The following is a 25,359-nucleotide window of genomic DNA, read 5'->3' on the forward strand; positions in this document are numbered from 1 at the left end:
CCGGCAGCCAGCCGGTCGATAAGCAAAATAGCCAGGGGAACGACTGCGAAAAAATACCGTGACCACCACGCAAAGTAGCCACGACATGCAGATCGGTCTGTGCTAGCATTATTTTAAGCCAACCCTCAGGGGATGTCAACAGGAAAATCCTATAATTAGTAGGTGTTTTTTATTTGGACCACTATATATTGTGTTGCTGCAAAGCAAGCTTTTGTGAAAGTGAGATATACAAAATGTAATATTACAAAAAATAAATACAGATAGAATGTATACTTATTTACTCTTGTTTCCCATATCCATGCGGTTTTTGCCACTTTGCTTTACAGTGGTACGCAAAAATTTTATACTGTGTATCAGACCACAATATCCAGTGTAGGGGTCTCTTTAAAATTTTTTTTACCCGCGCGGCAGGTCTCAAAATGCGTCCGGCGAAGCCTGTCGAAAGTATATAAATGAGGTCGATCACGGCTGTGCGCTATTTACAGATGGCCACAGCGATCCATGTTTTTTGCGAGGTATCATCATGCGAGAAAAAATACAGGCGCTCTGCCGCCAGCTGGGGCTGGCGGGGGCAGAATTCGTCACCGTGCCCGATATGCCCGGCACCCCCTATGCAGTCAGCATTGCCGTGCCGCTGTCCAATGCCATCGTCGACGAGATCGACGGCGCTCCCACCCACTCCTACTTTCACCACTATCGCACCGTCAACGCCTATATCGACCACTGCCTGCTGCGTATCGGTCTGCTGCTGGGGCAACACGGCTACCGGTATATCCCCATCGGCGCCTCCCAGAGCGTCAATCTGCCCGGCTCCAGCTACCAGGGTCGCTACTCCCACAAAAAGGTGGCCTGCATGGCTGGGGCGGGCTACATCGGCAAAAGCTGTTTGTTCATCCATCACCAGTACGGCCCGCGGGTGCGCCTGGGCACCCTGTTTTGCGACTGCCCCGCGCTGGATACGCCGCCCCGCCCCACCGGCGAGAGCTGCGGCAGCTGCACGATCTGCCAGCAGGCCTGCCCGGCGCTGGCCATTTTGGGCAAAAACTGGAACGAGGTGCGCTGCCGCGAAGAGATGTTCGATCCCGCCGCCTGTAGCCAGCACATGAAGCGCGCCTTCCAGCACATCGGCCGCGGCGCGGTCTGCGGCATCTGCATGCGGGTGTGTCCCAAGGGGGGGCATCACTAGCCATATCTGCCAGTCTCTAAAAAGGAAGAGGAGGATATACCGTCCTCCTCTTCCTTTTTGTCAAAAGGGGTCTTACCGCCGGTGGGTGTGTTTTTTCTTCCATCTATAACAAACGCCCACGGCGGCCAAAATGCATACAAATATTGGTAAGAGCACCGCCGCCCAACGCAAAAAGACATCCAGGGTATCGGTGTGGGGGGATAGGGACGCCATCATACACACAACACCCGGTGCCGTACACAAAACCATGACCAGGTACACCCGGTTCAGCCGTCCCCGGTCGGGTGCATGCCGCCATATCTGATCGAGCAGCCGCTGAAAGCGTCTTATATTCTGGCGCAGCATAAACCGTTTGGCCTCCAGCCTCGGCATACCCGCCACCTGCAGCAACCAGTCGATCATCCAGAGGGAACTTATAAAATTTAAGATCATCCACAGAAAAAAATAGGTATACCGCGGCAAAAAAACGCCTCCTATCCCTCATGTACAGATCTGATAGCCTCCTGGACCAGTGCTCTTTAGTCCGGCGAATAACAATCAGCCTGCAGATCGGTGCTTTCATTATAAGTTAGGCGGCATCCATATAGCCGATTTCCTGCAACAACCGTACCAGCTGCTCTTTATGATCCAAGTCACAGTACCCGTATACCACAGTCTGCCCTATATACGCCGCCACCGCGTACATATCTCCGGCCTGCAGCGTGTAAACGGCATAGTTCGACCGCTGGGTCACCGTGTCGGTAAATGGGCTCTGCATCCACTGCGATACGATGCGCTGGTGCGCCCGCTCATAGGTATCCCGCGCAGCGCCCGGATCATCAAATATATATACCGAAAACTGCAGTTGACCGTCTCCGGCAGAGATATATCGTGCAAGGCCCGGGTAGTCCGCCAGCTCATCCGCCCCCATCTCCTGGGGCGCGTATCCCTGTGCTGTCAGCGCGGCGCGCACCTGCTCGGCGGTGGGCGGCGTCTTGGGCGCCATCTCCCCCAGCATAAACAGAGCCAGCCCCAGCATGCCCGCCGCACATACCAGCTTTGCCGCGGCGTCCACATACTGCCGCCGCACTTTTTTTGCTCCGTGCGGTGGGCGGTCAGCCGCCGTGTCAGCTGCTCTGGCCGGCCGCGGCCGGCCGTATACCACGCCCGCCACCGTCAAGATCGCAGTAAAGGCGGCCAACACGGCCCCGACAAGGCCCAGTACCCAGCCAAAAGTGCGGGTCATACAGCCGACCACCGCAAAAAACATGCCAAACAGCAGCAGTACATGGTTCATCTGGTACAAAAAAAGCCACCGCCGGGTCTTCGCGGGGTCGGGGGAAAAGGTGATCAGTCGGCTGCTCACATGAAAATAAGGCCGCTCCGTCAGGTGCAGGTGTTTGCGGTACGCCACCACCTGCTCCGGCCCCATCCCCGCCGACCGGCACACCGCCGCAAAGATCCAGCGGCAGCAGTACTGGTTCACCGCCAGCAGCAGGGCGAAAAACAGCAGCTGTACGACCTCGTCGCGCACCTCGCTCCCCCCTGTCCTTAAAAATAGTCAAACATGGCTGCCGCCTGTAAAGTGCGGTCGCCGGCCGGTCATTTTTCTGGCACGGCTGCAATCTCGCGCTGCAATTTTTTGGTCAGCTTGGCAAACACCAGCTGGTACGAGTCGTCGATCATCTGCCGCAGCAGATCGTCGGGCAGCCCGCCGCCCAGGTCAACAGAGTTCCAGCACCGCTTGTCGCTGTAAAAACCGGGCAGCACCTCGGGGTGCTGCTGGCGCAGCAGCGGCGCCAGCAGCGGGTCACATTTCAGGTTTAGCAGGTCTTTCTCCGCATAGGCGGCATCGTATTTGTCTGTGGGGTGCATCAGGGCGGCAAACAGCTTGCCGCCCACCATATACCGCTGCCAGCCCCACTCCACCTTAAAGTCACTGGTCACGCCGGGTCTCTGCAGCAGGTATTCTTCCAGCCAGGGGTAAGCGCTCATCTCTTGTTCCTCCTTAGGGTGTGGGCCATGCAGGCCCCTTCTTTAGGCGTATGTCGGTCAGTAGAGCGTCATCTGCAAGTCGGCAAAACTGGTCATCGGGTAGGGCCGCACCACATCGTCCGGCCCCAGCTCGCTGCCCAGCAGCGGGCTATAGGGGTCATACCGCGCCACCGTGCTGGCTATTTTGCCGGGGCTAAAGTTGGCATAGCAGTAGCGGCAGCCGCTGGGGCAGCTGTTGTAAAGGCCAATATCCACACTCTTGCCGCAGCCACAGGCCGGCCGCTGTCCGGTATCCCGGGGCACCTTCAGCGCAGTGCCGCCAATAGCGGCCAGCAGTTCGCCGTCTATACAGCGCCCGTGCGCCACCCCGTACGCCGCCAGGTCCAGCTCCTCCGCACAGGTACATACAGTCATGCCGCGGCGCCGGGCAATGGGCGCCAGCTGGGCCATCAGCTGACGGGCCTCGTCGGCGGTGGGTGGCCGCAGGCCCCGCGCATACAGTGCCGGCGCGTTTTTGTAGTCGTCTAAAAAGCTGATGACACACCGCTCGGTCGCGCCCTGCAGCACCTTGGCCAGCTGGGCAAATTGTTGCCGGTGCCACGCAGCGGTGTACTGCGGCCCCAGCAATATCGGGTCGTACCGCCATATCACCCGCCGCTTCCCCAGCCTCGCGGCCAGCTGCAAAAAGGTGGCCGCCAGCGCCTTTTTAGGCCGCAGTCCCGGCTCGATATCCGCCCCGTACCCGGTCAGGGTAAACTGAAAGTAGTAGGGCCAGTGGTCAAAAGCGGGCAGCAGCGGGTAAAGCGGGGCCGGGTCCTTGCTCCAAAAAACCCAGCCGTCCACCCCGCGTTGCAGGTCCAGCCGGTACACCTGGTGGTAGCGGCGGGGGTGGCGCACCAGCAAATAGCCCGCCTTGGCCCGCTCGCCCAGCCACTTTGCATAGTGGGCCGGCAGGTCGGTGCGGCGGCTGGCACTTACGATCACGGTGGTCCCCCCTCCCATTGGCTGTAAACAAACATTTGTTTTAGTATACCACTGGGTCACCCCCACCGCAAGCGTACACAAATAGGCGTCCGGTTTTGTCTATTCCGCACGAAAAAGGTCGGCAAACTTCTATTTGCCAACCGCCGCCGCGCTCATGTACAATGGACACATAGAATGCCCAAAACAGTGCTGCTGCGGCCTGTGGCGGCATATCCTGTACACGAGTACACGAGAGGACAGGTCTTGTCCGCCACGGTACACGCTATTTGGAGGTAACATCCTATGGAAAGTAAAAAGATACCAATCATCATCGACTGCGACCCGGGCATCGATGACGTCATCGCCATCATGCTGGCGCACTCCACCCAAAAGTTCGATATCCTGGGTATCACCCCGGTAGCCGGCAACGTGCCGGCGGTACACACCCGCCGCAACGCCCGCGATATCTCCGAGTTTTTGGGTATCAACTGCCCCGTCGCTTACGGCGCCGACGGCCCGCTGCTCACCCGCGACCGCTATCGCCCCGCCACCGGCACCCACGGCGAGAGCGGCATCGGTCAGGTGGTGTTGCCCCCGGCCAAAAATCCGGTCTACCCCAAGCCCGCGTGGGACTTTATCTATGAAAAAGCGGTCGAGCAAAAAGGTGAGCTGATCATCGTCGCCACCGGCCCGCTCACCAACATCGCCATCACCCTGCTCAAGTACCCCGACCTGCCGCAGCTGTTAAAGGGCCTGTACATCATGGGCGGCTCCACCACCACCGGCAACGTCAACGAGCTGGCCGAGTTTAACATCTGGGTCGACGTGCACGCCGCCGATATCGTCTACAAATCCGGTATCGTGGTCACCCAGGCCGGCTGCAACGTCTGCTTAAAGACCGGTCTGCCGCTCGACTTTTTGGCCGAGCTGTCCGAGATGCCCAGCCGCATCAGCGAGGTGCTCAAGGGCCTGGTCGCCGGCTACTCCGACGTCAAGCCCGATCCCGACGGCAACCTCTCCAGCATCATCTACGACGCGGTGCCGTTTTTGGCCCTCATCGACCCCGACATGGTCACCACCAGAGACTGCCATATTGATATGGAGTGTTCCAGCTCCAAAGGCGGCTTTGGCGCCACCCTGCCCGACTTCAGCTACCGCAAAGAAAAGCTGCCGGTCAACTGCCACGACATCCAGGATCTGGATATGCAGAAATACCGCCAGCTCTGCGTAGAGATGGTCAAGTATTACAGCGAGCACTAACGGCGCCGCCAGTCGGCCTGCGCTTAGGAAGAGAGGATTTTTCGTATGAGCAAACTACCGGTCATCATAGATTGCGATCCCGGCCATGACGACGTCATCGCCATCACTCTGGCCCTGTCCAGCGACAAGCTGGATGTTCGGGGCATCGTCACCGTCATGGGCAACAACACGCTGGATAACGTCACCAAAAACGCCCTGAAAGCGCTGGAGCTGCTGGGCCGCACCGATGTGCCCGTCATCAAAGGCGCAGTCAAACCCATGCGCAAAGAGCACGTGTCGGCTAAGGGCCACGGTTCTACCGGTCTTGACGGCCCCGACCTGCCCGAGCCCACCACCCCGGTCGTCGACAAAAACTTTGTCGACTACTACTACGAGGTGCTGTCGGCAGCCAGCGAGCCCATGACCATCATCGCCCTGGGCCCCCTCACCAACATCGCCACCCTGCTGTTTTGCCACCCCGAGGTAAAAGACAAGATCAAAGAGATCGCCTACATGGGCGGTGCCAACCTGGCCTGCGACTTTAAAGAGTTCTCCACCTACAGCCGCACCGCCGAGTTCAATGTCTGGCAGGATGCCGAGAGCGCCAGCTATGTGTTCGACGCCGGTATCCCCATCACCATGTTCGGCCTCGATCTCACCATGAAAAACGGCGTCACCTTCGACGAGGTCGAGAAGTTCCGCACCGAGGGGGGCCGTGTGGGCAACGTGGTGGCCCAGCTGCTCGATTTCTACTTTAAGGCCCACACCAAAGTCGGCCTGTCGCTGTGTCCCATCCACGATGCCTGTCCGGTCGCCTGGCTCATCGATCCCACTCTGTTTTCCGTCGAGCACCGCGACATCTCGGTCGACTTCGAGGGGGATCACACCTACGGCTGCACCTACGTGGACATGCGCTTCCACAAAGAGCCCACCAAGCCCACCTACTGGGCCAGCGACTGCACCGATCGCGCCCGTTTCGTGCAGATGCTGCTGGATGCCTGCAAGTCCTATCAGTAACATCTTTCAACAATACAAAAACGATAAAATACCAGCATTTATACAGCTGGTATTTTATTTTTCATCAAATACAGAGTATTTCAGTCGTCTTTTGTCGGCAAACACCCGGTATTCCACATTTTCTAAAAATGTGTGGAATACTGGTCCGGCACAGGTCGTATACGCGTAAATACCCCTTTAAAATAGTCCCCAAATAGCTCCAGAACTCTGTTTTTTGGGGTCATGGAGGTGTAAAAGATGGATCTAAGGCTCGTTTTTGACCAGATAGCAGAGGATTACGACCGGCAGCGGCCGCTGTATACCGCGCAGATGTTTGCCGATATCCTGCAATTTTGCGGCCCCGACAACAAGGGCCAACAGGCGCTGGAGATCGGTATCGGCACCGGGCAAGCCACTCGGCCCTTTTTACAGGCCGGCTGCCGGGTCACCGCCGTCGAGCTGGGCGCACACATGGCGGCGGTAGCCAGAAAAAAATACGCCGCCTACCCCAATTTGCAGGTGCTGCAGGCCGATTTCGAGACGGTCGACCTGCAGCTTGGCCGGTACGATCTCATCTATTCCGCCTCGGCTTTCCAGTGGATAGACCCAGAGATCGGCTTTCCCAAGGTGTATGCGCTGCTTCGGGCGGGCGGTGTCTTTGCCCGCTTTGGCCACGCGCTCTACCGCCTGCCACAATATGCCCCGCTCACCGCCGCCATGGACGCGGTGTATGAAAAATATCGCCCTCAATTTTACGCCGACCCCAAAATATCGCTCGATAAGGTCCACCCGCAGTACCGGCAGGTGCTCACTTCTCTGCAGCCGCCTGTCCCCGACCAGAAGAGTCCGGCGATCAGTTTTGCCGATCAGCTGGCCGCCCACGGCTTTACGAGCATCACCTACAAGACCTACCAGCAGGTGCTAAATTACGATGCCGACAGCTATGTCGCCCTGCTCGCCACCAACTGCGACCAGCTCTCGCTGCCAGCAAAAACAAAACAGGCCTTTGCCGCCGAGATACGCGACATCATCCAGCGTCATGGTGGCCGTTACGCCCTGAGCGATACCATCAAACTCTATTTGGCGAAAAAGCCCAGTCGGTAAAAAGTATCAGTACCTATTAAAAGCAAAAAAATGCGCTGTGAACGACCTGTTCACAGCGCATTTTTACAGTTTATTCATAAATTTGAGTCGCTAGGAACACCGGTTCAGCCACACTTGGAGAAACCGCAGTTGCGGCAGACCACGCAACCGCCCTCATGTTCCAGCGCGCTGCCGCAGTCCGGGCAGGTGCGCAGTGCGTGGGACGGCAGCGCATAGCCGTCCTGCCGCTCAATAAATCCCTGGTCCGAGGGCTTTACTTTCTGGGGCGGCGTCACCGATGAGCTGGGGATGATCTGGCCCCCCTCAGCCCCACCGTTTTTAATGAACTGGTCCACTTTCTTGACCACTTTAGCAATAGCATCCGGGCAGGAAGTGCAGCTCATCCCCTGCTGGCGGATGGTCGACGGGCAGCGGATACCCTTGAGCTGGTCGATGATCTCGTCCACCGATATGCCCGAGCGCAGGGCAATAGAGGTCAGCCGTGCCGTCGCCTCCGACTGAGAGGGGCAGCCGCCGGCTTTGCCGGTATTGGTGAACACCTCCACAATGCCGTCTTTGTCGTAATTTACGGTAATGTACAGGTTCCCACAGCCGATCTTCATTCGCTCGGTAAAGCCTGTCACCACCTCCGGCCGTGGCCGCGGACCGATCTCGGTAGGCAGCTGGGGCAGTGGTGCAGCGGCGGGAGCAGCCGGCTGAGAGCCGTCTTTTACCTTGCCGATATTGAGCACCTGGTTGTCACGGCTGCCGTCGCGGTAGATGGTCACCCCTTTGCAGCCCAGCCGGTAGGCCAGCATATACACCTGGGCTACATCTTCTAGCGTGGCGCTGTTGGAGAAGTTGACCGTTTTCGATACGGCGTTGTCGGTGTACTCTTGAAATGCCGACTGCATCTTCACGTGGTACTCCGGTGTCACGTCGTGGGCGCACACGAATACGTCGCGGATATCCGCCGGGATCTCCTCGATGTGGGCGATGGTCCCCTCTTTAGAGATCTTGCGCATCAGCTCGTCAGAGTACAGCCCCCGCTGGATGAGCCGTTCCTTTAAGATGGGGTTTACTTCGATGAGTTCGGTCTTGTCCATCACGTTGCGAATGAACACATAGGCAAATACCGGCTCTACTCCGCTGGAGCAGCCGCCGATGATCGACAGCGTGCCGGTGGGGGCGATGGTGGTGATGGTTCCGTTGCGCAGCGGCGCCTGGTCTTTATAGATGCTCTGGCTAAACAGCGGGAATGGGCCGCGCACCTTGGCCAGTTCCTGGCTGGCCAAATGCCCCTGCTCGTTGATAAAGCGCATCACTTCCCGGGCCATCTGCACGCCTTCATCCGAACTGTACGAGATGCCCATGTACAGCAGCATGTCGGCAAAGCCCATTACGCCCAGGCCGATCTTGCGGGTGGCCTTGGTCACCTCATCGATCTTGTCGATGGGGTATTTATTCACGTCGATAACATTATCTAAAAAGTGAACTGCCGCGTGTACGGTGGCTTTTAATTTGTCGTAGTCGACCCGGTAGCGGCCGTCCTCCCCCTTTTTGAGCATCTTCACCAGGTTGATAGAACCCAGGTTGCAGCTCTCATAGGGCAAAAGCGGTTGCTCTCCGCAGGGGTTGGTGCTCTCGATCTCGCCCTGTGCGGGCACTACATTGTCTCGGTTGAGCCGGTCTAAAAAAATGATGCCGGGCTCGCCGTTGTGCCAGGCGCCCTCGACGATCTTGTCAAATACCAGCTTGGCATTCTGGTGGCCCACTACCTTTTTGGTAGAGGGGTCGATCAAGTCGTAGTCGCCGCCGGCAATGACCGCCGCCATAAAATCCTCGGTAATGCCCACCGAGATGTTGAAGTTGGTGATGTCGGCGTTGTCTTTTTTGCAGTCTATAAAAGACAGGATATCCGGGTGGTCCACCCGCAGGATGCCCATGTTGGCCCCCCGCCGGGTGCCGCCCTGTTTCACCGCCTCGGTGGCCATATTGAATACCCGCATAAAGCTGATGGGCCCCGACGCCACCCCGCCGGTAGAATTTACGGTGCTGCCGTTGGGCCGCAGCCGCGAAAAGCTAAAGCCGGTGCCGCCGCCCGACTTGTGTATCAGCGCCGCCTGCTTGATGGCCTCGAAGATATCTTCCATCGAGTCGGCCACCGGCAGCACGAAACAAGCCGACAACTGCCCCAACGGCCGCCCCGCATTCATCAGCGTGGGCGAGTTGGGCAAGAACTCCAGCTCGGTCATCATGTGGTAAAATTTGTCGGCCAGGGCCGCTACATCGGCCTCACGGTCGTACTGCAGGTCGGCGGCGGCTATGGCTTTGGCCACCCGGTGAAACATTCCGTCCACCGTCTCGGTGACTGCTCCTTCCTCATCGCGGATCAGGTACCGCCGCTCCAGTACCGTCTGGGCGTTTTTAGAAACTGACATGCTCTTTTTTCCCTCTTCCTCTATGTGGTATTATATCGCGGCGGCTGCCCGCCAACTAAATCAGCACGCTGCATTCATCATGCAAAATTCAGCATGTAACACTATATATTGTATCACTGCGACCCTATCAACGCAATATATTTGAAAATACTGTAGTGACGATATTTGTTGGGCAGGTTTGGGCAAGTTTGGGCAGGTATACTTATTTTCTATGCGATATGCGCCACGCCGATAAAAGTATGTCGCGACACCGTCCTAGATAGGCATTTTTATCGGCTGCAGCCAGATGGTTTGTAGCTTTCCCGCATTGGAGTGGTACGGTATCCTTGTCTAAATACAGCGCCAAAAAAGAGCGCTGGAACAGTCTGCCTGTCCGGCGCTCTTTTTTACAGGGTCCAGCAGTGCAGCACCTCTCGGTACCTATTCACGGCTTTTCTATATCCAGTAGCTTGCACACCGCCGGCTGCATCTTTGGCAGCGCGCGGTACTGTTTGAGCAGTCGCTGCTCCGCGGCGGTCAGCGCCGGACCGGAGATGGGCGGTTGCGGCAGTGTCGGCGACTGTAACGCCGCCAGGGGCAGCTGCAGCCCGGCGCAGATTTTTTGCAGGTTATCCAGCGCAGCGCCCCCCACCCCGCTTTTCAAGATCGAGAGCAGCGTGGAGTACGGCATGCCGATCTGTGCGGCAAAGCTCTTTACGGTCATTCCCCGCTGGGCGATACCTTCCCGGATCACCGCGCTGCGGTCCTGGTTATCGATCGTTTCTCTCATCTCCGTTGCCCCTCTCTGCAGAGCGCCCGCTTCGGGCACTGCCGGCTTTTTGTGCAGTGTTTACCGCTCCAGTATAAAGAGTATAGCACAGCGGCAGTAAGCGGTGCAAACAGCCAGTAACTGGTGCAAAACGCCAAGCTGCCCCAGCACAAAAAAGGCCGGAGACCGAAGTCTCCGACCTTTTTATAGATGATGTAGATTACTCTACGTCGTACAGTTTAGACAGTTTCAGCAGATGCTCGTACTTGTCGGCTGCAAACTTCTCGGCTTTCTCGAACAGGTCCTCGGCCCGATCCGGGAAAGAGCGGGTCAGCGAGGTGTAGCGGACCTCATTCTTGATGAAGTCGCCGTAGTTGGCAGTGGGGGCCTTGCTGTCCAGCTGGAACGGGTTCTTGCCCTGTGCTTTCAGGCGGGGATCAAAGCGGAACAGGTGCCAGTAACCGGCCTGAACAGCGTTTTTGATCTCGGCCTGGGCATTGACCAGACCACCGCGGATACCGTGGTTGATGCAGGGGGCATAACCGATGACCAGCGAGGGGCCGTTGTAGCTCTCGGCCTCGACGATGGCTTTCATGCACTGGTTGTAGTCGGCGCCCATACCGACCTGGGCCACGTACACATAGCCGTAGCTCATGGCGATGGCAGCCAGATCTTTTTGTTTGATCTCTTTGCCGGCCGCAGCGAACTGCGCCACAGCGCCGGTGGGGGTGGCCTTAGAGGACTGGCCGCCGGTGTTGGAGTACACCTCGGTGTTGAACACCATGATGTTCACGTCCTCGCCGGAAGCGATCACGTGGTCCAGACCGCCGAAACCGATGTCGTAGGCCCAGCCGTCACCGCCGAAGATCCAGATGGATTTCTTGGCCAGGAAGTCTTTGTCCTCCAGGATGGCTTTGGCGGCGTCAGAGCCGTCTTTCTCCAGCTCACAGACCAATTTCTCGGTCGCGGCCTTGTTGGCATTGCCGTCGTCCACGGTGGACAGGTACTCCTCGCAGGCGGTTTTCAGGTCGCCGGTGGCGTCTTTGCACAGAGCGCACACATCGGCGATCAGGTGGCTGCGCAGGGTAGCTTGAGCCAGGTACATGCCGTAGCCGTACTCAGCGTTGTCCTCAAACAGCGAGTTGCCCCAGGAAGGACCTTTGCCCTCTTTGTTGGTGGTGTACGGGGTAGAGGGCGAGCTGCCGCCCCAGATGGAGGAGCAGCCAGTGGCGTTGGCGATGTACATGCGGTCGCCGCACACCTGGGTGATCAGCTTGGCGTACGGGGTCTCGCCACAGCCGGCGCAGGCGCCCGAGAACTCGAGCAGCGGCTGTTTGAACTGGCTGCCCTTGACGGTGGTCTCTTTGAACTTGGCAGCCACCTCGGGTTTGGCCTCGATCTCGGTGCCGTAAGCAAACACGTCGGCCTGCTCCAGCTGGCTGTCCAGCGAGTTCATGACCAGAGCCTTCTCGCCCTTCTTGCCCGGGCAGACGTTGGCGCAAGAGCCGCAGCCGGTGCAGTCGAGGACCGAGATGGTCATGGCGAACTTGTAGCCGGGCATACCGGTCATATCGGCAGTCTTCATGGCGGCGGGGGCCGCAGCTGCCTCTTCCTCGGTCAGCACCACCGGGCGGATGACCGCGTGGGGGCAGACGTAGGAGCAGAAGTTACACTGAATGCAGTTGTCGGGGTTCCAGGTGGGAACGTCCACGGCGATACCGCGTTTCTCATAAGCGGAGGAGCCCAGCGGCACGGTGCCGTCGGCGCAATCCTTAAAGGTCGAGACAGGCAGGCTGTCACCTCTCTGGGCGTTGATCGGCTCCAGGATGTTGGTGATGTAGTCGACCAGCTCGGGGCGGCCCTCGATGGCGCCGGCCTCGGCGGCCTCGTCGGTGGCAGTGGCCCAGGAAGCCGGGACCTCTACCTTGACGACGCGCTCCATGCCCTGCTCGATAGCGGCGTGGTTCATGGCCACGATCTTCTCGCCCTTCTTGCCGTAAGAGGCGGTGGCGGCGTCTTTCATGTACTTCACGGCGTCGTCGGCGTCGATCACGCCCGACAGCTTGAAGAAGGCAGACTGCAGGATGGTGTTGATGCGGCCGCCCAGGCCGATCTCTCTGGCGATCTGCACACCGTCGATGGTGTAGAACGAGATGTTGTGCTCGGCGATGTAGCGCTTATCTTTGGCGGGGATGTGTTTCTCCAGCTCTTCCATGGTCCAGCCGCAGTTGAGCAGGAAGGTACCGCCGTCTTTCAGGTCCTCGACCATGTCGTATTTGCCCATGTAAGAGGGGTTGTGGCAAGCCACGAACGAGGCCTTGTTGATCAGGTAAGTAGACTTGATGGGGGTGTGGCCAAAGCGCAGGTGCGAGATGGTCACGCCGCCGGACTTCTTGGAGTCGTAGCTGAAATACGCCTGGGCGTACATGTCGGTGTGGTCGCCGATGATCTTGATAGAGTTCTTGTTGGCGCCCACAGTGCCGTCGGAACCCAGACCCCAGAACTTGCAGTTGGTGGTGCCCTCGGGGGTGGTGTCGGGCAGAGCCACGTTCTCCAGCGACAGGCCGGTCACGTCGTCGACGATGCCGATGGTGAAACGCTGCTTACCGCAGGTCTTGCCGTTCTCATACACCGCGGCGATCTGGTCGGGGGTGGTGTCCTTGGAGCCCAGACCATAGCGGCCGGTCAGCACGGGCACGTTCTCGAACTTGCTGCCCTTCAGGGCGGCGACGACATCCAGGTACAGCGGCTCACCGATGGAGCCGGGCTCCTTGGTGCGGTCGAGGACCGAGATGGTCTTTACCGTCTCGGGCAGAGCGGCGATCAGGTGCTCGGCCGAGAACGGGCGGTACAGGCGAACTTTCACCAGACCGACTTTGCCGCCGTTGGCGTTGAGGTAATCGATGGTCTCTTCGATGGTGTCGCACACCGAGCCCATGGCGATGATGACCTGCTCGGCATCGGCAGCGCCGTAGTAGTTGAACAGTTTATAATCGGTGCCGATCTTGGCGTTGACTTTGTTCATGTAGTCCTCTACGATGGCCGGGAAAGCGTCGTAGTAGGGGTTGGAGGCCTCGCGGGCCTGGAAGAAGATGTCGGGGTTCTGGGCGGTGCCGCGCTGTACCGGGTGCTCCGGGTTCAGGGCGCCGCGGCGGAAAGCTTTGACGGCGTCCATGTCGACCATCTCAGCCAGATCCTCGTAGTCCCACATCTCGATTTTCTGGATCTCATGGGAGGTGCGGAAACCGTCGAAGAAGTGCAGCACCGGCACGCGGCCCTTAATGGTGGCCAGATGGGCGACAGCACCCAGGTCCATGACCTCCTGCGGGTTGGTGGCGCACATCATGGCAAAGCCGGTCTGGCGGCAGGCGTACACGTCGGAGTGGTCGCCAAAGATGGACAGAGCGTGGCTGGCCAGCGCACGGGCCGAAACATGGATGACGCCGGGCAGCAACTCGCCGGCGATCTTGTACATGTTGGGGATCATCAGCAGCAGGCCCTGCGAGGCGGTGTAGGTGGTGGTGAGAGCACCGGCGGCCAGCGAGCCGTGAACAGCGCCGGAAGCGCCGCCCTCAGACTGCATCTCGACGATCTTTACCTCGTGACCGAAGATGTTCTTTCTACCACCGGCAGCCCACTTATCCGAGACCTCAGCCATGGGGGAAGAGGGGGTGATGGGGTAGATGGCAGCTACGTCGGTAAACGCGTAAGACACGTGGCCGGCAGCGGTGTTGCCGTCCATGGTCTTCATTTTTCTTGCCATTGGATTTCCTCCTTTTAAATATGAGCTCTTTCACTTTTTGCGCCCTGTCCTGGGTACACAAGCGCGAAAACAGTACAATAAAAGAAGACCGAAAGCCTTCTTTCCACAATAAAAAGTTTAACACTTTTAAACTGCGATGTAAAGGACAAAACCTGGCAAAACCAGCCTGTACACGCAAAATTCCACCGCGGGCGCCCAGGTCGAGGGCCCCGGTGGCATTCGCCGGGCGATGTGTGCGGCGCAGCGGACCTTTTAACCCGCCGCCATCGGTATTTGACAGCGGCTGCCAAAGCGGTTAATATAAATTCTGTATATGCACAGTGCGCCCGCAGATATGTGGGCGGCACGGCACCTGGCGGGTACCGGCAAAGCGCACCCGCCTTATCGATCGGGAGGAGTCGACGGATGGACCCTGACGGGAATATGAACGTGTTTTTCTTTTGGGCGGCGCTGTGTGCGCTGTTAGCCGGCCTGCTGCAGGCCTTTTACTGGGGGGCGCTCACTTGGCTCGAGGAGCGCCGCGGCCAGGAACCGGGCCCCGGGCGGGCAAAAAAACTGGCCCAGCTCATGGACCAGCGCCACCGGGTAGAGGCCAGTGTCAGTCTGGGGTGGCTACTGTTGGGCGGGGCCGGTTACCTCTGCCTATACCTGGCCCTCTATCCCCTGCTGGCCGAGCGGCTGTTCCCCGGCCCGGTGTGGGATCTCGCTCCATTTTGGTGGGCGCTGGGGCTTTTTGTGCCCTATGCGCTGCTGTTCGTGGCGCTGTGCAAGGTGCTGCCGGCGGCGCTGGGTCGCGCCCGCAGCCAGGGCTGTGGCCTGGGGCTGCTGCCGCTGTACCGGACGCTGTCGCTGGTGCTCTACCCGCTGGGGTCGGTCGCGCTGGGGCTGGGCCGGGCGCTGTGCCGCCTGTTCGGGGTGCGCCCGCAAACGGTGGCCGACGCCGTCACCGAGGAGGACATCCGCCTGCTGGTAGATGAAGGCGGGGAGACTGGCGCCATCGAGCAGAGCCAGAAAGACATGATCGCCGGCATCTTCGAGCTCGACGACATCACCGCCGAGGACATCATGACCCATCGCACCGAGATCACCGCCGTCGAGCTCTCCGGCAGCATCCAGGATGTGGTGGGCGCCACTTTGAAAAACGGCTTTTCCCGCATCCCCATCTATCAGGGGGACCTGGACGATATCGTGGGCATCGTCTTTGTCAAAGACCTGCTTCAGCTGGTGGGCCGGGCCGACCTGCAGGCGTGCAGGATCGAGGACTTTATGCGCCCGGTATTTTACGTGCCCGAGGCCATGAAGTGCCGTGACCTGTTTGCCGTCATGACCCAAAAACACGCCCAGGTGGCGGTGGTGGCCGACGAGTACGGCGGTACCGCCGGTCTGGTCTCGATGGAGGACATCCTCGAGAGCATCGTCGGCAATATCCAGGACGAGTACGACACCGAGGAGGAGGAGATCCAAAAGCAGCCCGACGACTCCTACATCGTCGACGGCGCTGCCGATCTCGACGATATCTGCGAGGAGCTGGGCCTGTCGATCGACTACGACGACTCGCTCTACGACACGGTAGCCGGCTTTATCACCGATGTTTTGGGCCGCATCCCCGACGACGACGAGACCCCGGCCATCGAGTATGGCGGTTACCAGTTCCAGGTGCTCAAAGTCGAGGAGCGCCGCATCGCCCAGGTGCGCATCTGCAAGCTGCCGCCCTGCGAGGAGACAGCCGATGCAGACAACGCGGAGGATCGGCCGTGAACGAGACTTTGGTCACCGTCCGCTACGCCGAGACCGATCGCATGGGCATCGTCCATCACGCGGTCTACCCAGTGTGGTACGAGGAGGGGCGCAGCGCCTATTTCCGCGCGCTGGGGCTGCCCTACTCGGCCATCGAGGAGTTGGGCCTCTTTACGCCGCTGTCTCAGCTGGGCTGTAAGTTTGTGCGCAGCTGCACCTATGAGGACGTGCTCACCGTGCGCACGGTGATAGAGCGGCTCACCCCGGCGCGCATTCGCTTTGGGTACGCCGTACTGCGGCAGGGTGAGATGAGCCCCATCAGTACCGGTTTTACAGAGCACGGTTTCGTCGGTCGCGACATGCGGCCGCTCAGCGTCAAAAAGTGCTTTCCCCAGCTGTGGCAGCAGCTGGAGAAAGCGGCAGCTGCCGATGCCGACCTTGACCTGACCCGGCCTACAGACCGGTGACAGCGCTATAAAAATGATACAGGCAGTTATGGCCCCCGCCGCCCGGCGATGGGGCCATAGCTTATTTTAGGGGAGACAGAGCTGCGGGACAACTGTCATTGCCACCGTCTAGCCAGTGGCGGTATAATAATTTTGTAAGCGCCCATCGGCCCGCTCGTCGGGTCCATCCAGCCCGTGTAGGAGGAATACCGTATGCAGACAGATACTTCCAAGATCATTTTAGATGTGGATACCGGCACCGACGACGCCATGGCCATTATCACCGCCATGAGCGCCCTGCGCGAGCGGCTGCTGGCCATCACCGTCACCCACGGCAATCGGCCGCTGCCCAATACCCTCGAAAATACCCTGCGGGTGGTGCAGCTCATGGGCGGCGGGGTGCCGGTGTATGCCGGCATGCCCGGCCCTATGGTACAGCATCTGGCCCCCGGCCGGCTGCAAAACCAGCGGCGGCAAAAGTACCAGCAGCAACACGGCGGCAAACAGGTCGCCATCCACGACGACTATCTCGATCTGCCGGCAGCCACCATCGCCCCCCAGCCCCAGCACGCCGTCAGCTACCTGGTCGAGACCCTGCGCCATACCGCCGAGCCCATCACCGTAGTGGCAGTGGGCCCGGCCTCGAATATCGCTATGGCCCTGCAAATGGACCCCTCTATCGCCAAAAATATCCGCCGGCTCATCGTCATGGGCGGCGGGCACGACGCGGTCAACATTACCAGCGCCGCCGAGGCCAACTTCTACTGGGACCCCGAGGCCGCCCACATCATGCTGGGGGCCGACTGCCCCATCGTGGTGTTTCCCCTCGACGCCACCACCTCCATCCTCTTTAACAAAGCGGACGCCGCCCAGATAGCCGCCGTGGGCACCCCCGGTGCCGAGTATTTCGGTTCGCTCATCGAGCACTGGACCGACCGGCTCAAGCTATTGGGTATCCGCAACAACATGCAAAACGACGATGACTACTCCATCGCCATGCACGATGTATTCTGCGTGCTCTATCTCATCGACGACAGTTTCGTGCTGCAAAAACGCCGTCAAAACTGCGACGTCGACTTTGGCGGCAACATTGCCGACGGCCGTCTGGTGGTGGATACCCGCTCCTACTCCGAGCCGCAGGGCGATGTGCAGATCGTCTACCAGCTGGATAAGCAGCGGGTGCTGCAGCTGCTGACCGAACTGCTCAAATAGCCCGGCGGCAGGTCTTCACACAAACGGCTTGGCGGGCATAGGCTGGGGGCGCTGTCGCGGGAGCGGCGGCGCCCTCTGGCTGTGCCCCGAGCCGGCAAAACTTGTCATTTGCCGGCGAAAGGTGTAGGCAAAAAGGCTTTAGATGTGGTACTCTGTAAGTGATGTTTTGGCGCACAAAAAGGGGGGATATCCCCGGTGTGTCAGTTTAAAAAAAGGAGGTGTGCCCGTGCGCACATTGGGTAAAAAAATAGCGCCGCGCGTCCTGTACGCGCTGACAGCGGCGGCGGGCGCGCTCTCTCTGCTGGGAATCGTGCTGCTGGCTGTGGCCGGCGGCACCATCACCCAGCTGCAGGGTGCCACTGCCCCGCTGTGGCTGCTGGAGGGGCTCTATGCGCTGGGCCTGGCACTGCTGTGCTGCACGGCGGTTCTGGCCGGCCTGCGCCGCAGTGCTGTACGCCCCTGCCCACCGGGTCTGCGCGCAGTGCTCTGGTGCGCGGTGGCCGGGGCGGTGGTGCTGCTGGTCAACGCCCCGCTGGCCCACCTGGGCCGGCAGCTGTTGCGGGGCGACTACCTGTCGGTGCTGGCCACCGAGATGGACCCGGTCTCGCTGGGGGCGGGTATCGCGCTGCTGCGGCTGTACCTTATCGCCCAGGCGGTGGTGGGTGTCTGGGCGTTGGGCAAGCTGCTGGGCCGCGGTCTGGCCGCCCCGCCCCCTGCCGGCAGCCGGTTGGGCCGGTGGCTCAGCCGGGCATCTACCGCCGGCGGCCAGCGCGCGGTGGTGCTGTCTGGTTTTGGGGCGCTGTTGCTGGGGTCGCTCATCTTGTGCGGTGCGCTGTTGGGGCGCACTCGGGTCGATCTCACCGACGGCCTACAGCCGGTATTTTACGGTGAGTCGGGCGCCGGTATGGCCTACGTAGACCAGCCCCCGCTACCCGATACCGACGATCGGCGCACCGCTGATTTTTGGCGTGGTGTCGGGTACGAGGTGACCCCCAGCGAGGGGCTGCACAACGGCGATCCGGTCCAGGTGCGGGTGGTGTACGACAGTGCTGCCGCCCGCCGTGCGCGGATACAGGTCAGCCGCGCCAGCCGCACCTTTTCGGTGCAGGGCCTCACCGAGCGCTACCGCACCCCCGAAGACCTGCCCCCGGCGATCACCGACCTGTCAGACCGTGAGAGCCGCTCTCTCATTAAAAAGAATCTGCGCTATCTCTCGGCTGCCGGCGATTTTGCCTACGACCGGGAGCGCGAGCTGGTAAAGGCACAAAAGGTGGCCAGTTACCTGATGAAGAGCGAGCCCGGCGGCTACAATAGCGACCGCTACGTGGCGCTCTACCAGGTGACGGTACGCGGCCAGGTCAAAGAAGAGAGCAGCTACCGCACCGCCCAACAGGACTTTTATTATTACACCGAACTGGGTGGTGTCGACAGTGATTTTGTGGCCGGTGCAGCCCAGGTCACCGGCCGCTACTTCTCCCGGCGCGACGAGGTGCACAGTCTGGATCAGGCCTGCGCGAAAGTCGAGGCCGCCTTTTCCACCTACACGCCGGTGCGGGCAACCCAGAACGGCCAAAAAACTTAAGTGTTCCCTTGACAGCGCACGCGGCATACCGTATAGTAATGGGTAATCTCTTTGCACTGCATATCGCTACAGTACAAACTGAACAGGCGGCCGCCCCCATGTGGGGCACGGTGCGCCGGGCCGCAGCGCGCGGCAGCAGATGAAAATGCACAGGCACATCTGCGGGACAGTAGTATGTTCCGCAGGTGTGCTTTTTTGGTACCCAAAAGCTGCGGTCATCTGGGCAGATGCGTGTCACAGAGTTATCAAAAATGCCGCTGTTTTGCGAGCGACAGGGAGGTAACTTTCATGAAACAACAAAGATTCGGCCAACAGCTGGCTATGCACGTCTCAGCCGTTACCATCGGCTGGAACCTGGTGCTGTCGGCGGGCAAACTGGCTGCCGGGCTGCTGGCCAGGTCAGGAGCTATGGTGTCCGATGCGGTCCATTCCGCCTCCGACGTGTTCAGCACCGTTATCGTCATGGTGGGGGTCAAAATGGCCGGCAAGGCACCCGATGACGACCACCCCTACGGCCACGAGCGGCTGGAATGTGTGGCGGCACTTCTGCTGGCAGCGGTGCTGTTTGCCACCGGTCTGGGTATCGGCGTCTCGGGCTGCCAAAAAATATTCTCCGGTGCGGCCGGCAGCTTAGCGGTGCCTGGGGCGCTGGCACTGTGGGCGGCGGTGCTGTCGGTGATTATAAAAGAGGCCATGTATTGGTATACCCGCGCAGCAGCCAAAAAGCTGTCCTCCAGCGCCCTGATGGCCGATGCCTGGCACCACCGGTCCGATGCGCTGTCCTCGGTGGGCAGCTTTGCCGGTATACTGGGGGCCCGTCTGGGCCTGCCGGTGCTCGACCCTATCGCCAGCGTACTCATCTGCCTGTTTATCCTCAAGGCGGCGATCGATATCTTTCGCGAGGCGATAGCCAAAATGACCGATCGCGCCTGCGACGAGCAGGTACAGTGTCAGCTGCGGCAAAAGATCGGCGCCCAGCCCGGGGTCTCCGGGGTGGACCGGCTGAGTACCCGCCTCTTTGGCGACCGGGTATACGTGGATGTAGAGATCAGCGCCCCCGGCCAGCAGACTCTGCAGCAAGCCCACGATACCGCCCGCCAGGTCCACGATATGGTCGAGCGCGAGTTCCCCCAGGTCAAGCACTGCATGGTGCATGTAAACCCGGCGGCGGATTGAGCGCAGCTTCCAGGTGGCGGAATTTACAAACCAATGGGTCGCCCAGTGTGTAAATAGACGATTTTTGGCGAAATAGGAATGTCCCTATAGGCAGCAGCGGCAAATATATGCTATGCTGATACCAGTAAAACGCCGCCGTCGGTAGACAGCTATACCGGCGGTGGCGCTGTCTAGAGGAGGAGATATCGTGCAAAAATTGAGGGATTTTATAACGGCTAAGCGGCTCTATCTGCTCTCGGTGATCATGGGCGGCGGCGCCGTACTGGCCTGGCTGCTGCTCACCGTCAGCGAGCATGCGATCAGCAGCATGAGCGGGGCCGGCTTTCTCGTGGTGGTGCTGGAGCTGGTGTATTTTGTCTCACTGGCCGCCAACCTCTGCCTTGCGGCGGGGGCGGGCCTGCGGCTATTCGGGGCAAAAGAGCGCACCATCCCCATGATCGCCACCTTTGCGGTGGGGATCGTGGGCACGTTGGCCCTGCTGTTTAATCTGCACCTGGTGGGCCTGGGCTTTGCCCTGTTGGGCGGAGACTATATGGCTATCATCGGGGCTGCCATGTCGCTGCAGGCTATGGCGGCAGCGCTGTACTTTCTTTACTTCGCCATCATTTTGCAGGTGGCGCTGGCCGGCTATAATATCTATAATCTGCTGCAGCTAAAAAAGGGCAAAATGCCCCATCAGATGGGTGCTCCGGCCCCGCGGTTCGACCCCATGACCGGCCAGCCCATTGTCACCGCCACCCAAGCCGCCGGTGGGGTAGCCACCGCGGCGCCGCCTGCTGTGGCGGCACCGGGGCAGACGGCTCAAAAATTGCGGGCGTTCGTGGGCAGCAAAAAGGGCAAAGTCACCCTGGGCTGTATCGGCGGCGGTATCCTGCTGCTGGTCGCTGGCGGTATTTTGCTGAGCGTGCTCACCCGCACCAAGCTCGACCTGGTCTCGGGGGTGGAGGTCACCTTCAATAACGAGTCGGGCGCCGGCACGGCCTATGTCAGTAAACAGGATATCGATTACGACCTAAACGACGCGGCGGTGGGCATCTTCGTCGGCAGTGTCACATACCAGATCGAGCCCAGTGAGGGCCTCTCCAATGGCGACAAGGTCACCGTCAAAGCAGTCTACTCCAAAGAGACAGCTAAAAAAGCCAAGATCAAGGTCACCAAAGATACCCGCACCTTTAAAGTGCAGGGCCTTACCGAGCGGTACGGAGATGTGGCCGACCTGCCCGACGAAGTGATCGAGACGTCAGACGCAAAAAGTGAAAAGCTCATAAAAAACAGCTATGACTCTATCTCTTATGCCGGCGACTTTGCCTACGACAAGGATAAAGAGCTGGTGGGGTACGAGAAGGTGGCCCAGTACCTGATGAAAGGTGAGCCGGGCGGTTACGACAGCGACGTGTACGTGGCGCTATACAAGGTCACCGTTAAGGGGCAGAAGAAAAACGGTTACGGCAGCAGTGCCACCTACGAGGACCTGCAGGGCGACTTTTACTACTACACCGAGATGAGCGGTATCGACTCTGATTTTGACCCCGACGACGCCTATGTGTACGGCACTTACTTCGGCAGCTGGGACAAGATCGAGACCCAGGAGCAGGCCGAGGCCGAGATCGAGGAGGAGTATGACGATTACACTATCGTCAAAGGCGCCTAAGAACACTCGTGCACCGTACACCGGATGGATATTTCGTAAATAAGCACCCAGTAAAAAGGTAATATAGCTTGCATATAAGCGTGGGGCGGGCGACCAATTTGGTCGCCCGCCCCACTTTTTGCCGCCCAAGGCAGCCTGTCTATTTGGCCAGCTTGTCGATGATAGCCAGCACCTCGTCCAGTTTCTCCTCCGGATCGCCGCTGGCAAAGGCGTCTTTTACGCAGCCCAGCATGTGGGCCTTTAGGATCTCCCGATTGGCTTTGGCCAGCACCGACTGGGTCGCCATCACCTGGTTTGAGATATCGATGCAGTAGCGGTCGTCCTCCACCATCGAGAGGATCCCATCCAGCTGGCCCCGGGCCGTCTTCAGCAGCCGGGTCACCGTCTGTTTGTCGGCTTTCATGTTACTCTACCGAGGTGACGGTGTAGCCGGCGTCGGTCACAGCGGCTTTCAGCACGTCGTCTGCCACGTCGTGCTCCAGCTCGACTACAGCGTTTTTGTCCTCTAGGCTCACAGTGGCCTGTACGCCGTCGATGGCATTCAGTGCTTTCTCCACGTGCGCCACGCAGTGGGTGCACATCATACCTTCAATGTGAATGGTCTTTTTCATGGTACTCTCTCCTTCTTGTTGTGTGGGTAGATCACTCTGGTGTACTTCCTGTATATCGGCCGGTGCCGGCTCTGCCGAGTGGCGGAGCTTGGCACCGGTGCGCTTAGGCCGAAAGCCCCGCAGCCGCAGAGCGTTGGTCACCACGCAAACGCTGGATAGGCTCATGGCCGCTGCGCCAAACATGGGGCTTAGTTTTAGCTCCAGCGCCGGGTACAGCAGCCCGGCAGCCAGCGGAATGCCCACCGAGTTGTAAAAAAATGCCCAGAACAGGTTCTGTTTGATGTTGCGGATGACCGCCTTGCTCAGCTGTACGGCTGTCACCGCGTCCTGCAGGTCGCTCTTCATCAGCACTACGTCGGCACTCTCAATAGCCACATCGGTGCCGGCGCCAATGGCAATACCCACATCGGCCCGGGCCAGTGCCGGGGCGTCGTTGATACCGTCGCCCACCATGGCCACTTTTTTGCCGGCGGCCTGTAGTTTGGCTACTTCCTGCTCCTTTTGCTGGGGCAGCACGCCGGCGATGACGTGGGGGATATCCAGCTGCCGCTGGATGGCCCCAGCCGTGCGGGCGTTGTCGCCGGTGAGCATCACCACGTCGATGCCCATCCCCCTAAAGTCGGCAATAGCCTGAGCGCTGGTGGGCTTTACCGTATCGGCTACGGCAATGATGCCCAGCAGTCGCTCGCTATCGGCAAATAGCAGCGGAGTCTTGCCATCCTCGGCCAACGCCGCCACCTGGGCCTGCTGTTGCTCGCTCAGGGCGATACCGCTGTCGGCCAGCAGGGCCTCGTTGCCGGCAAAGTACGCCTGCCCGCCGATCGAGGCGGTGAGTCCTTTGCCAAAAATAGCGGTAAAGTCGTCGGTGGGCTCCAGTGTCAGCCCCATCTCGCCGCTCCGGTCTAAAATGGCCTGGGCCAGCGGGTGCTCACTGCGCTTTTCTAGGCTGGCTGCCAACTGCAGCAGAGCGGGCTCCTCTTGCCCGGCCAGGGGCAAGATATCGGTGACCACCGGGTGCCCCTGGGTAATGGTCCCGGTCTTGTCCATCACCACCGTGTCGATGCTGTGTGCCGTCTCCAGCGCCTCGCCCGACTTGATGAGGATGCCGTTTTCGGCCCCTTTACCGGTGCCCACCATAATGGCCACCGGTGTGGCCAAGCCCAGCGCGCAGGGACACGAGATGACCAGCACCGCAATACCCACCGAGAGCGCAAACTCCACGGTGGCCCCGGCGATCAGCCAGACGACTGCCGCCAGCAGGGCGATGCCGATGACTACCGGCACGAACACGCCGGAGATCTTGTCGGCCAGCTTGGCAATAGGCGCTTTAGAAGAGCTGGCGTCCTCCACCAGCCGGATGATCTGCGACAAGGTGGTGTCCTCGCCCACCTTGGTGGCGCGGAACTTAAAAAACCCGGCCCGGTTGATGCTGGCGCCGATGACCGTATCCCCCGGCCCTTTGTCTACCGGTATGCTCTCGCCGGTGATGGCCGCCTCGTCCAGGCTGGAGTTGCCCTCGAGGATGACCCCGTCTACCGGCACGCTCTGGCCGGGCCGCACCAGCACCGTGTCGCCCGATACCACCTGCTCTACCGGCAGCTCCAGCTCCTGGCCGTCCCGCTCCACAGTGGCGGTCTTGGGGGCCAGATCCATCAGCTTGGTAATGGCCTCGCTGGTCTTTCCCTTGCTGCGGGCCTCCAAATATTTGCCCAGGGTGATCAGCGCCAGGATCATGGCCGCCGACTCGAAATACAGGTCCATGTGGTAGTGGTGGGCCAGTTGCATATCCTGTATGCCCAGCCCGTAGCCGATGCGGGTAATGGCGAACACCCCGTACACCAGCGCCGCCGTCGAGCCGATGGCGATCAGACTGTCCATGTTGGGTGCCCCGCGAAACAGGGTCTTAAAACCCACCTGGTAGTACTTGCGGTTCACATATACCACCGGCAGCGTCAGCAAAAACTGAGCCATAGCATAGGTGACGCCGTTTTCGATGCCGCTCAAAAAACCGGGCAGCGGCAGCCCGACCATGTGTCCCATCGAGATGTACATCAGCGGTATCAAAAAGCCAAACGACACCCACAGCCGCATCTTCATATTTTTGATCTGCAGCTCTACCGGGCTGGGCCCAGCCGGCGCAGTCCGGTCGGCGATCTGCTGTCCGTGGGGGGTAGCGCCGTAGCCGGCGGCGTCGACCGCCGCCTCGATCTGGGTGTCGGTCACCTGGTCGTCCACCTGTACCGTCATGCTGCCCGTGAGCAGGTTGACCGAGACCTCCTCCACCCCGTCAAGTCCCCGCACCGCTTTTTCTACGTGGGCGCTGCAGGCCGAGCAGGTCATACCGGTGACGTCAAATTTCTGCTGTCTCATAAGGTCTCCCTCCTGTGTGGTAGACACCCCCAGGGGGAGGGGGTGTATGTATAGTATACCACAGCAGTGTAGTTTGTCAATACCGCTCACTGCATTTTTATTGTCCCCGCGCGTGGCCGCCGGTATCTGCCGCTTACAAATATGAAAAAAGCCGGGGCGAGGGGCCGTCCTCGTCCCGGCG

At 59.9% G+C, this 25,359-nt stretch carries 18 protein-coding genes and 1 riboswitch; of the genes, 10 read left to right on the top strand and 8 right to left on the bottom strand.

Translation table 11 applies throughout. From position 1 onward, the window contains the following. Positions 1–523 precede the first annotated feature (523 nt). Positions 524–1,186, top strand: coding sequence for a 4Fe-4S double cluster binding domain-containing protein (locus H8K20_RS09480; RefSeq protein WP_186488272.1), 663 nt, complete (start codon positions 524–526; stop codon positions 1,184–1,186). Positions 1,187–1,754: 568 nt separating this feature from the next. Here the strand turns inward: H8K20_RS09480 and H8K20_RS09485 are convergent. The 3 genes from H8K20_RS09485 to H8K20_RS09495 form a co-directional block, all read right to left on the bottom strand. Further along, positions 1,755–2,699, bottom strand: a complete 945-nt coding sequence (locus tag H8K20_RS09485) for a hypothetical protein (RefSeq protein WP_105205884.1) — start codon at positions 2,697–2,699, stop codon at positions 1,755–1,757. Between the two features lie 68 nt (positions 2,700–2,767). Then, the gene (locus tag H8K20_RS09490) at positions 2,768–3,160 is read right to left on the bottom strand and encodes an MmcQ/YjbR family DNA-binding protein (protein ID WP_186488273.1); all 393 of its coding nucleotides are present in this window, start codon (positions 3,158–3,160) and stop codon (positions 2,768–2,770) included. A gap of 57 nt (positions 3,161–3,217) precedes the next feature. Continuing rightward, the gene (locus H8K20_RS09495; protein ID WP_186488274.1) at positions 3,218–4,144 is read right to left on the bottom strand and encodes a DUF1848 family protein; all 927 of its coding nucleotides are present in this window, start codon (positions 4,142–4,144) and stop codon (positions 3,218–3,220) included. A 282-nt stretch (positions 4,145–4,426) separates the two neighbouring features. Here H8K20_RS09495 and H8K20_RS09500 point away from each other — a divergent pair, with 282 nt between their 5' ends. The 3 genes from H8K20_RS09500 (at position 4,427) to H8K20_RS09510 (ending at position 7,462) form a co-directional block, all read left to right on the top strand. Next, positions 4,427–5,383: a nucleoside hydrolase gene (locus tag H8K20_RS09500; RefSeq protein ID WP_105205887.1), complete on the top strand. Its 957-nt coding sequence runs from the start codon at positions 4,427–4,429 to the stop codon at positions 5,381–5,383. A 45-nt stretch (positions 5,384–5,428) separates the two neighbouring features. Beyond that, positions 5,429–6,379, top strand: a complete 951-nt coding sequence (locus H8K20_RS09505) for a nucleoside hydrolase (protein ID WP_105205888.1) — start codon at positions 5,429–5,431, stop codon at positions 6,377–6,379. A 237-nt stretch (positions 6,380–6,616) separates the two neighbouring features. Then, the gene (locus H8K20_RS09510) at positions 6,617–7,462 is read left to right on the top strand and encodes a class I SAM-dependent methyltransferase (RefSeq protein ID WP_186488275.1); all 846 of its coding nucleotides are present in this window, start codon (positions 6,617–6,619) and stop codon (positions 7,460–7,462) included. A 104-nt stretch (positions 7,463–7,566) separates the two neighbouring features. Here H8K20_RS09510 and H8K20_RS09515 read toward each other — a convergent pair whose 3' ends face one another. From H8K20_RS09515 to nifJ, 3 genes are all read right to left on the bottom strand, one after another. Beyond that, complete coding sequence (locus tag H8K20_RS09515) at positions 7,567–9,882, bottom strand: vitamin B12-dependent ribonucleotide reductase (protein ID WP_186488276.1); 2,316 nt, start codon at positions 9,880–9,882, stop codon at positions 7,567–7,569. A 424-nt stretch (positions 9,883–10,306) separates the two neighbouring features. Beyond that, positions 10,307–10,651, bottom strand: coding sequence for a helix-turn-helix domain-containing protein (locus H8K20_RS09520; protein WP_186488277.1), 345 nt, complete (start codon positions 10,649–10,651; stop codon positions 10,307–10,309). Between the two features lie 199 nt (positions 10,652–10,850). Further along, positions 10,851–14,393 carry a pyruvate:ferredoxin (flavodoxin) oxidoreductase gene (gene nifJ / locus H8K20_RS09525; RefSeq protein WP_186488278.1) on the bottom strand — a complete coding sequence of 1,181 codons (3,543 nt, stop codon included), beginning with the start codon at positions 14,391–14,393 and terminating at the stop codon, positions 10,851–10,853. 405 nt (positions 14,394–14,798) lie between these two features. Here nifJ and H8K20_RS09530 point away from each other — a divergent pair, with 405 nt between their 5' ends. The 6 genes from H8K20_RS09530 (at position 14,799) to H8K20_RS09555 (ending at position 22,197) form a co-directional block, all read left to right on the top strand. Next, positions 14,799–16,151, top strand: coding sequence for a hemolysin family protein (locus tag H8K20_RS09530; RefSeq protein WP_186488279.1), 1,353 nt, complete (start codon positions 14,799–14,801; stop codon positions 16,149–16,151). After that, positions 16,148–16,597 (top strand): hotdog domain-containing protein, encoded by a 450-nt coding sequence (locus H8K20_RS09535; protein ID WP_186488280.1) that lies wholly within the window; start codon positions 16,148–16,150, stop codon positions 16,595–16,597. Before H8K20_RS09530 ends, H8K20_RS09535 begins: the two co-directional genes overlap by 4 nt. Before the next feature lie 192 nt (positions 16,598–16,789). Further along, positions 16,790–17,788 (top strand): nucleoside hydrolase, encoded by a 999-nt coding sequence (locus H8K20_RS09540; protein WP_154866568.1) that lies wholly within the window; start codon positions 16,790–16,792, stop codon positions 17,786–17,788. Between the two features lie 226 nt (positions 17,789–18,014). Then, positions 18,015–19,370, top strand: coding sequence for an ABC transporter permease family protein (locus tag H8K20_RS09545; RefSeq protein ID WP_186488281.1), 1,356 nt, complete (start codon positions 18,015–18,017; stop codon positions 19,368–19,370). 68 nt (positions 19,371–19,438) lie between these two features. Beyond that, a riboswitch (NiCo riboswitch) is annotated at positions 19,439–19,542 on the top strand. Between the two features lie 116 nt (positions 19,543–19,658). Next, positions 19,659–20,546, top strand: a complete 888-nt coding sequence (locus tag H8K20_RS09550) for a cation diffusion facilitator family transporter (protein WP_105205897.1) — start codon at positions 19,659–19,661, stop codon at positions 20,544–20,546. Positions 20,547–20,733: 187 nt separating this feature from the next. After that, a complete protein-coding gene (locus H8K20_RS09555; protein ID WP_186488282.1) occupies positions 20,734–22,197 on the top strand; it encodes a hypothetical protein in 1,464 nt (487 codons plus the stop codon). A gap of 139 nt (positions 22,198–22,336) precedes the next feature. Here the strand turns inward: H8K20_RS09555 and H8K20_RS09560 are convergent, their stop codons facing one another. Both H8K20_RS09560 and H8K20_RS09565 read right to left on the bottom strand, forming a co-directional pair. Then, on the bottom strand, positions 22,337–22,600 hold the full coding sequence (locus tag H8K20_RS09560; RefSeq protein WP_105205899.1) for a metal-sensing transcriptional repressor: 264 nt from the start codon (positions 22,598–22,600) through the stop codon (positions 22,337–22,339). Between the two features lies 1 nt (position 22,601). Next, positions 22,602–25,178 (bottom strand): heavy metal translocating P-type ATPase, encoded by a 2,577-nt coding sequence (locus H8K20_RS09565; protein WP_186488283.1) that lies wholly within the window; start codon positions 25,176–25,178, stop codon positions 22,602–22,604. Positions 25,179–25,359: the final 181 nt, after the last annotated feature.

The sequence above is a fragment of the Neobittarella massiliensis (ex Bilen et al. 2018) genome, assembly GCF_014269355.1.
Classification (GTDB): Bacteria; Bacillota; Clostridia; order Oscillospirales; family Ruminococcaceae; genus Neobittarella; species Neobittarella massiliensis.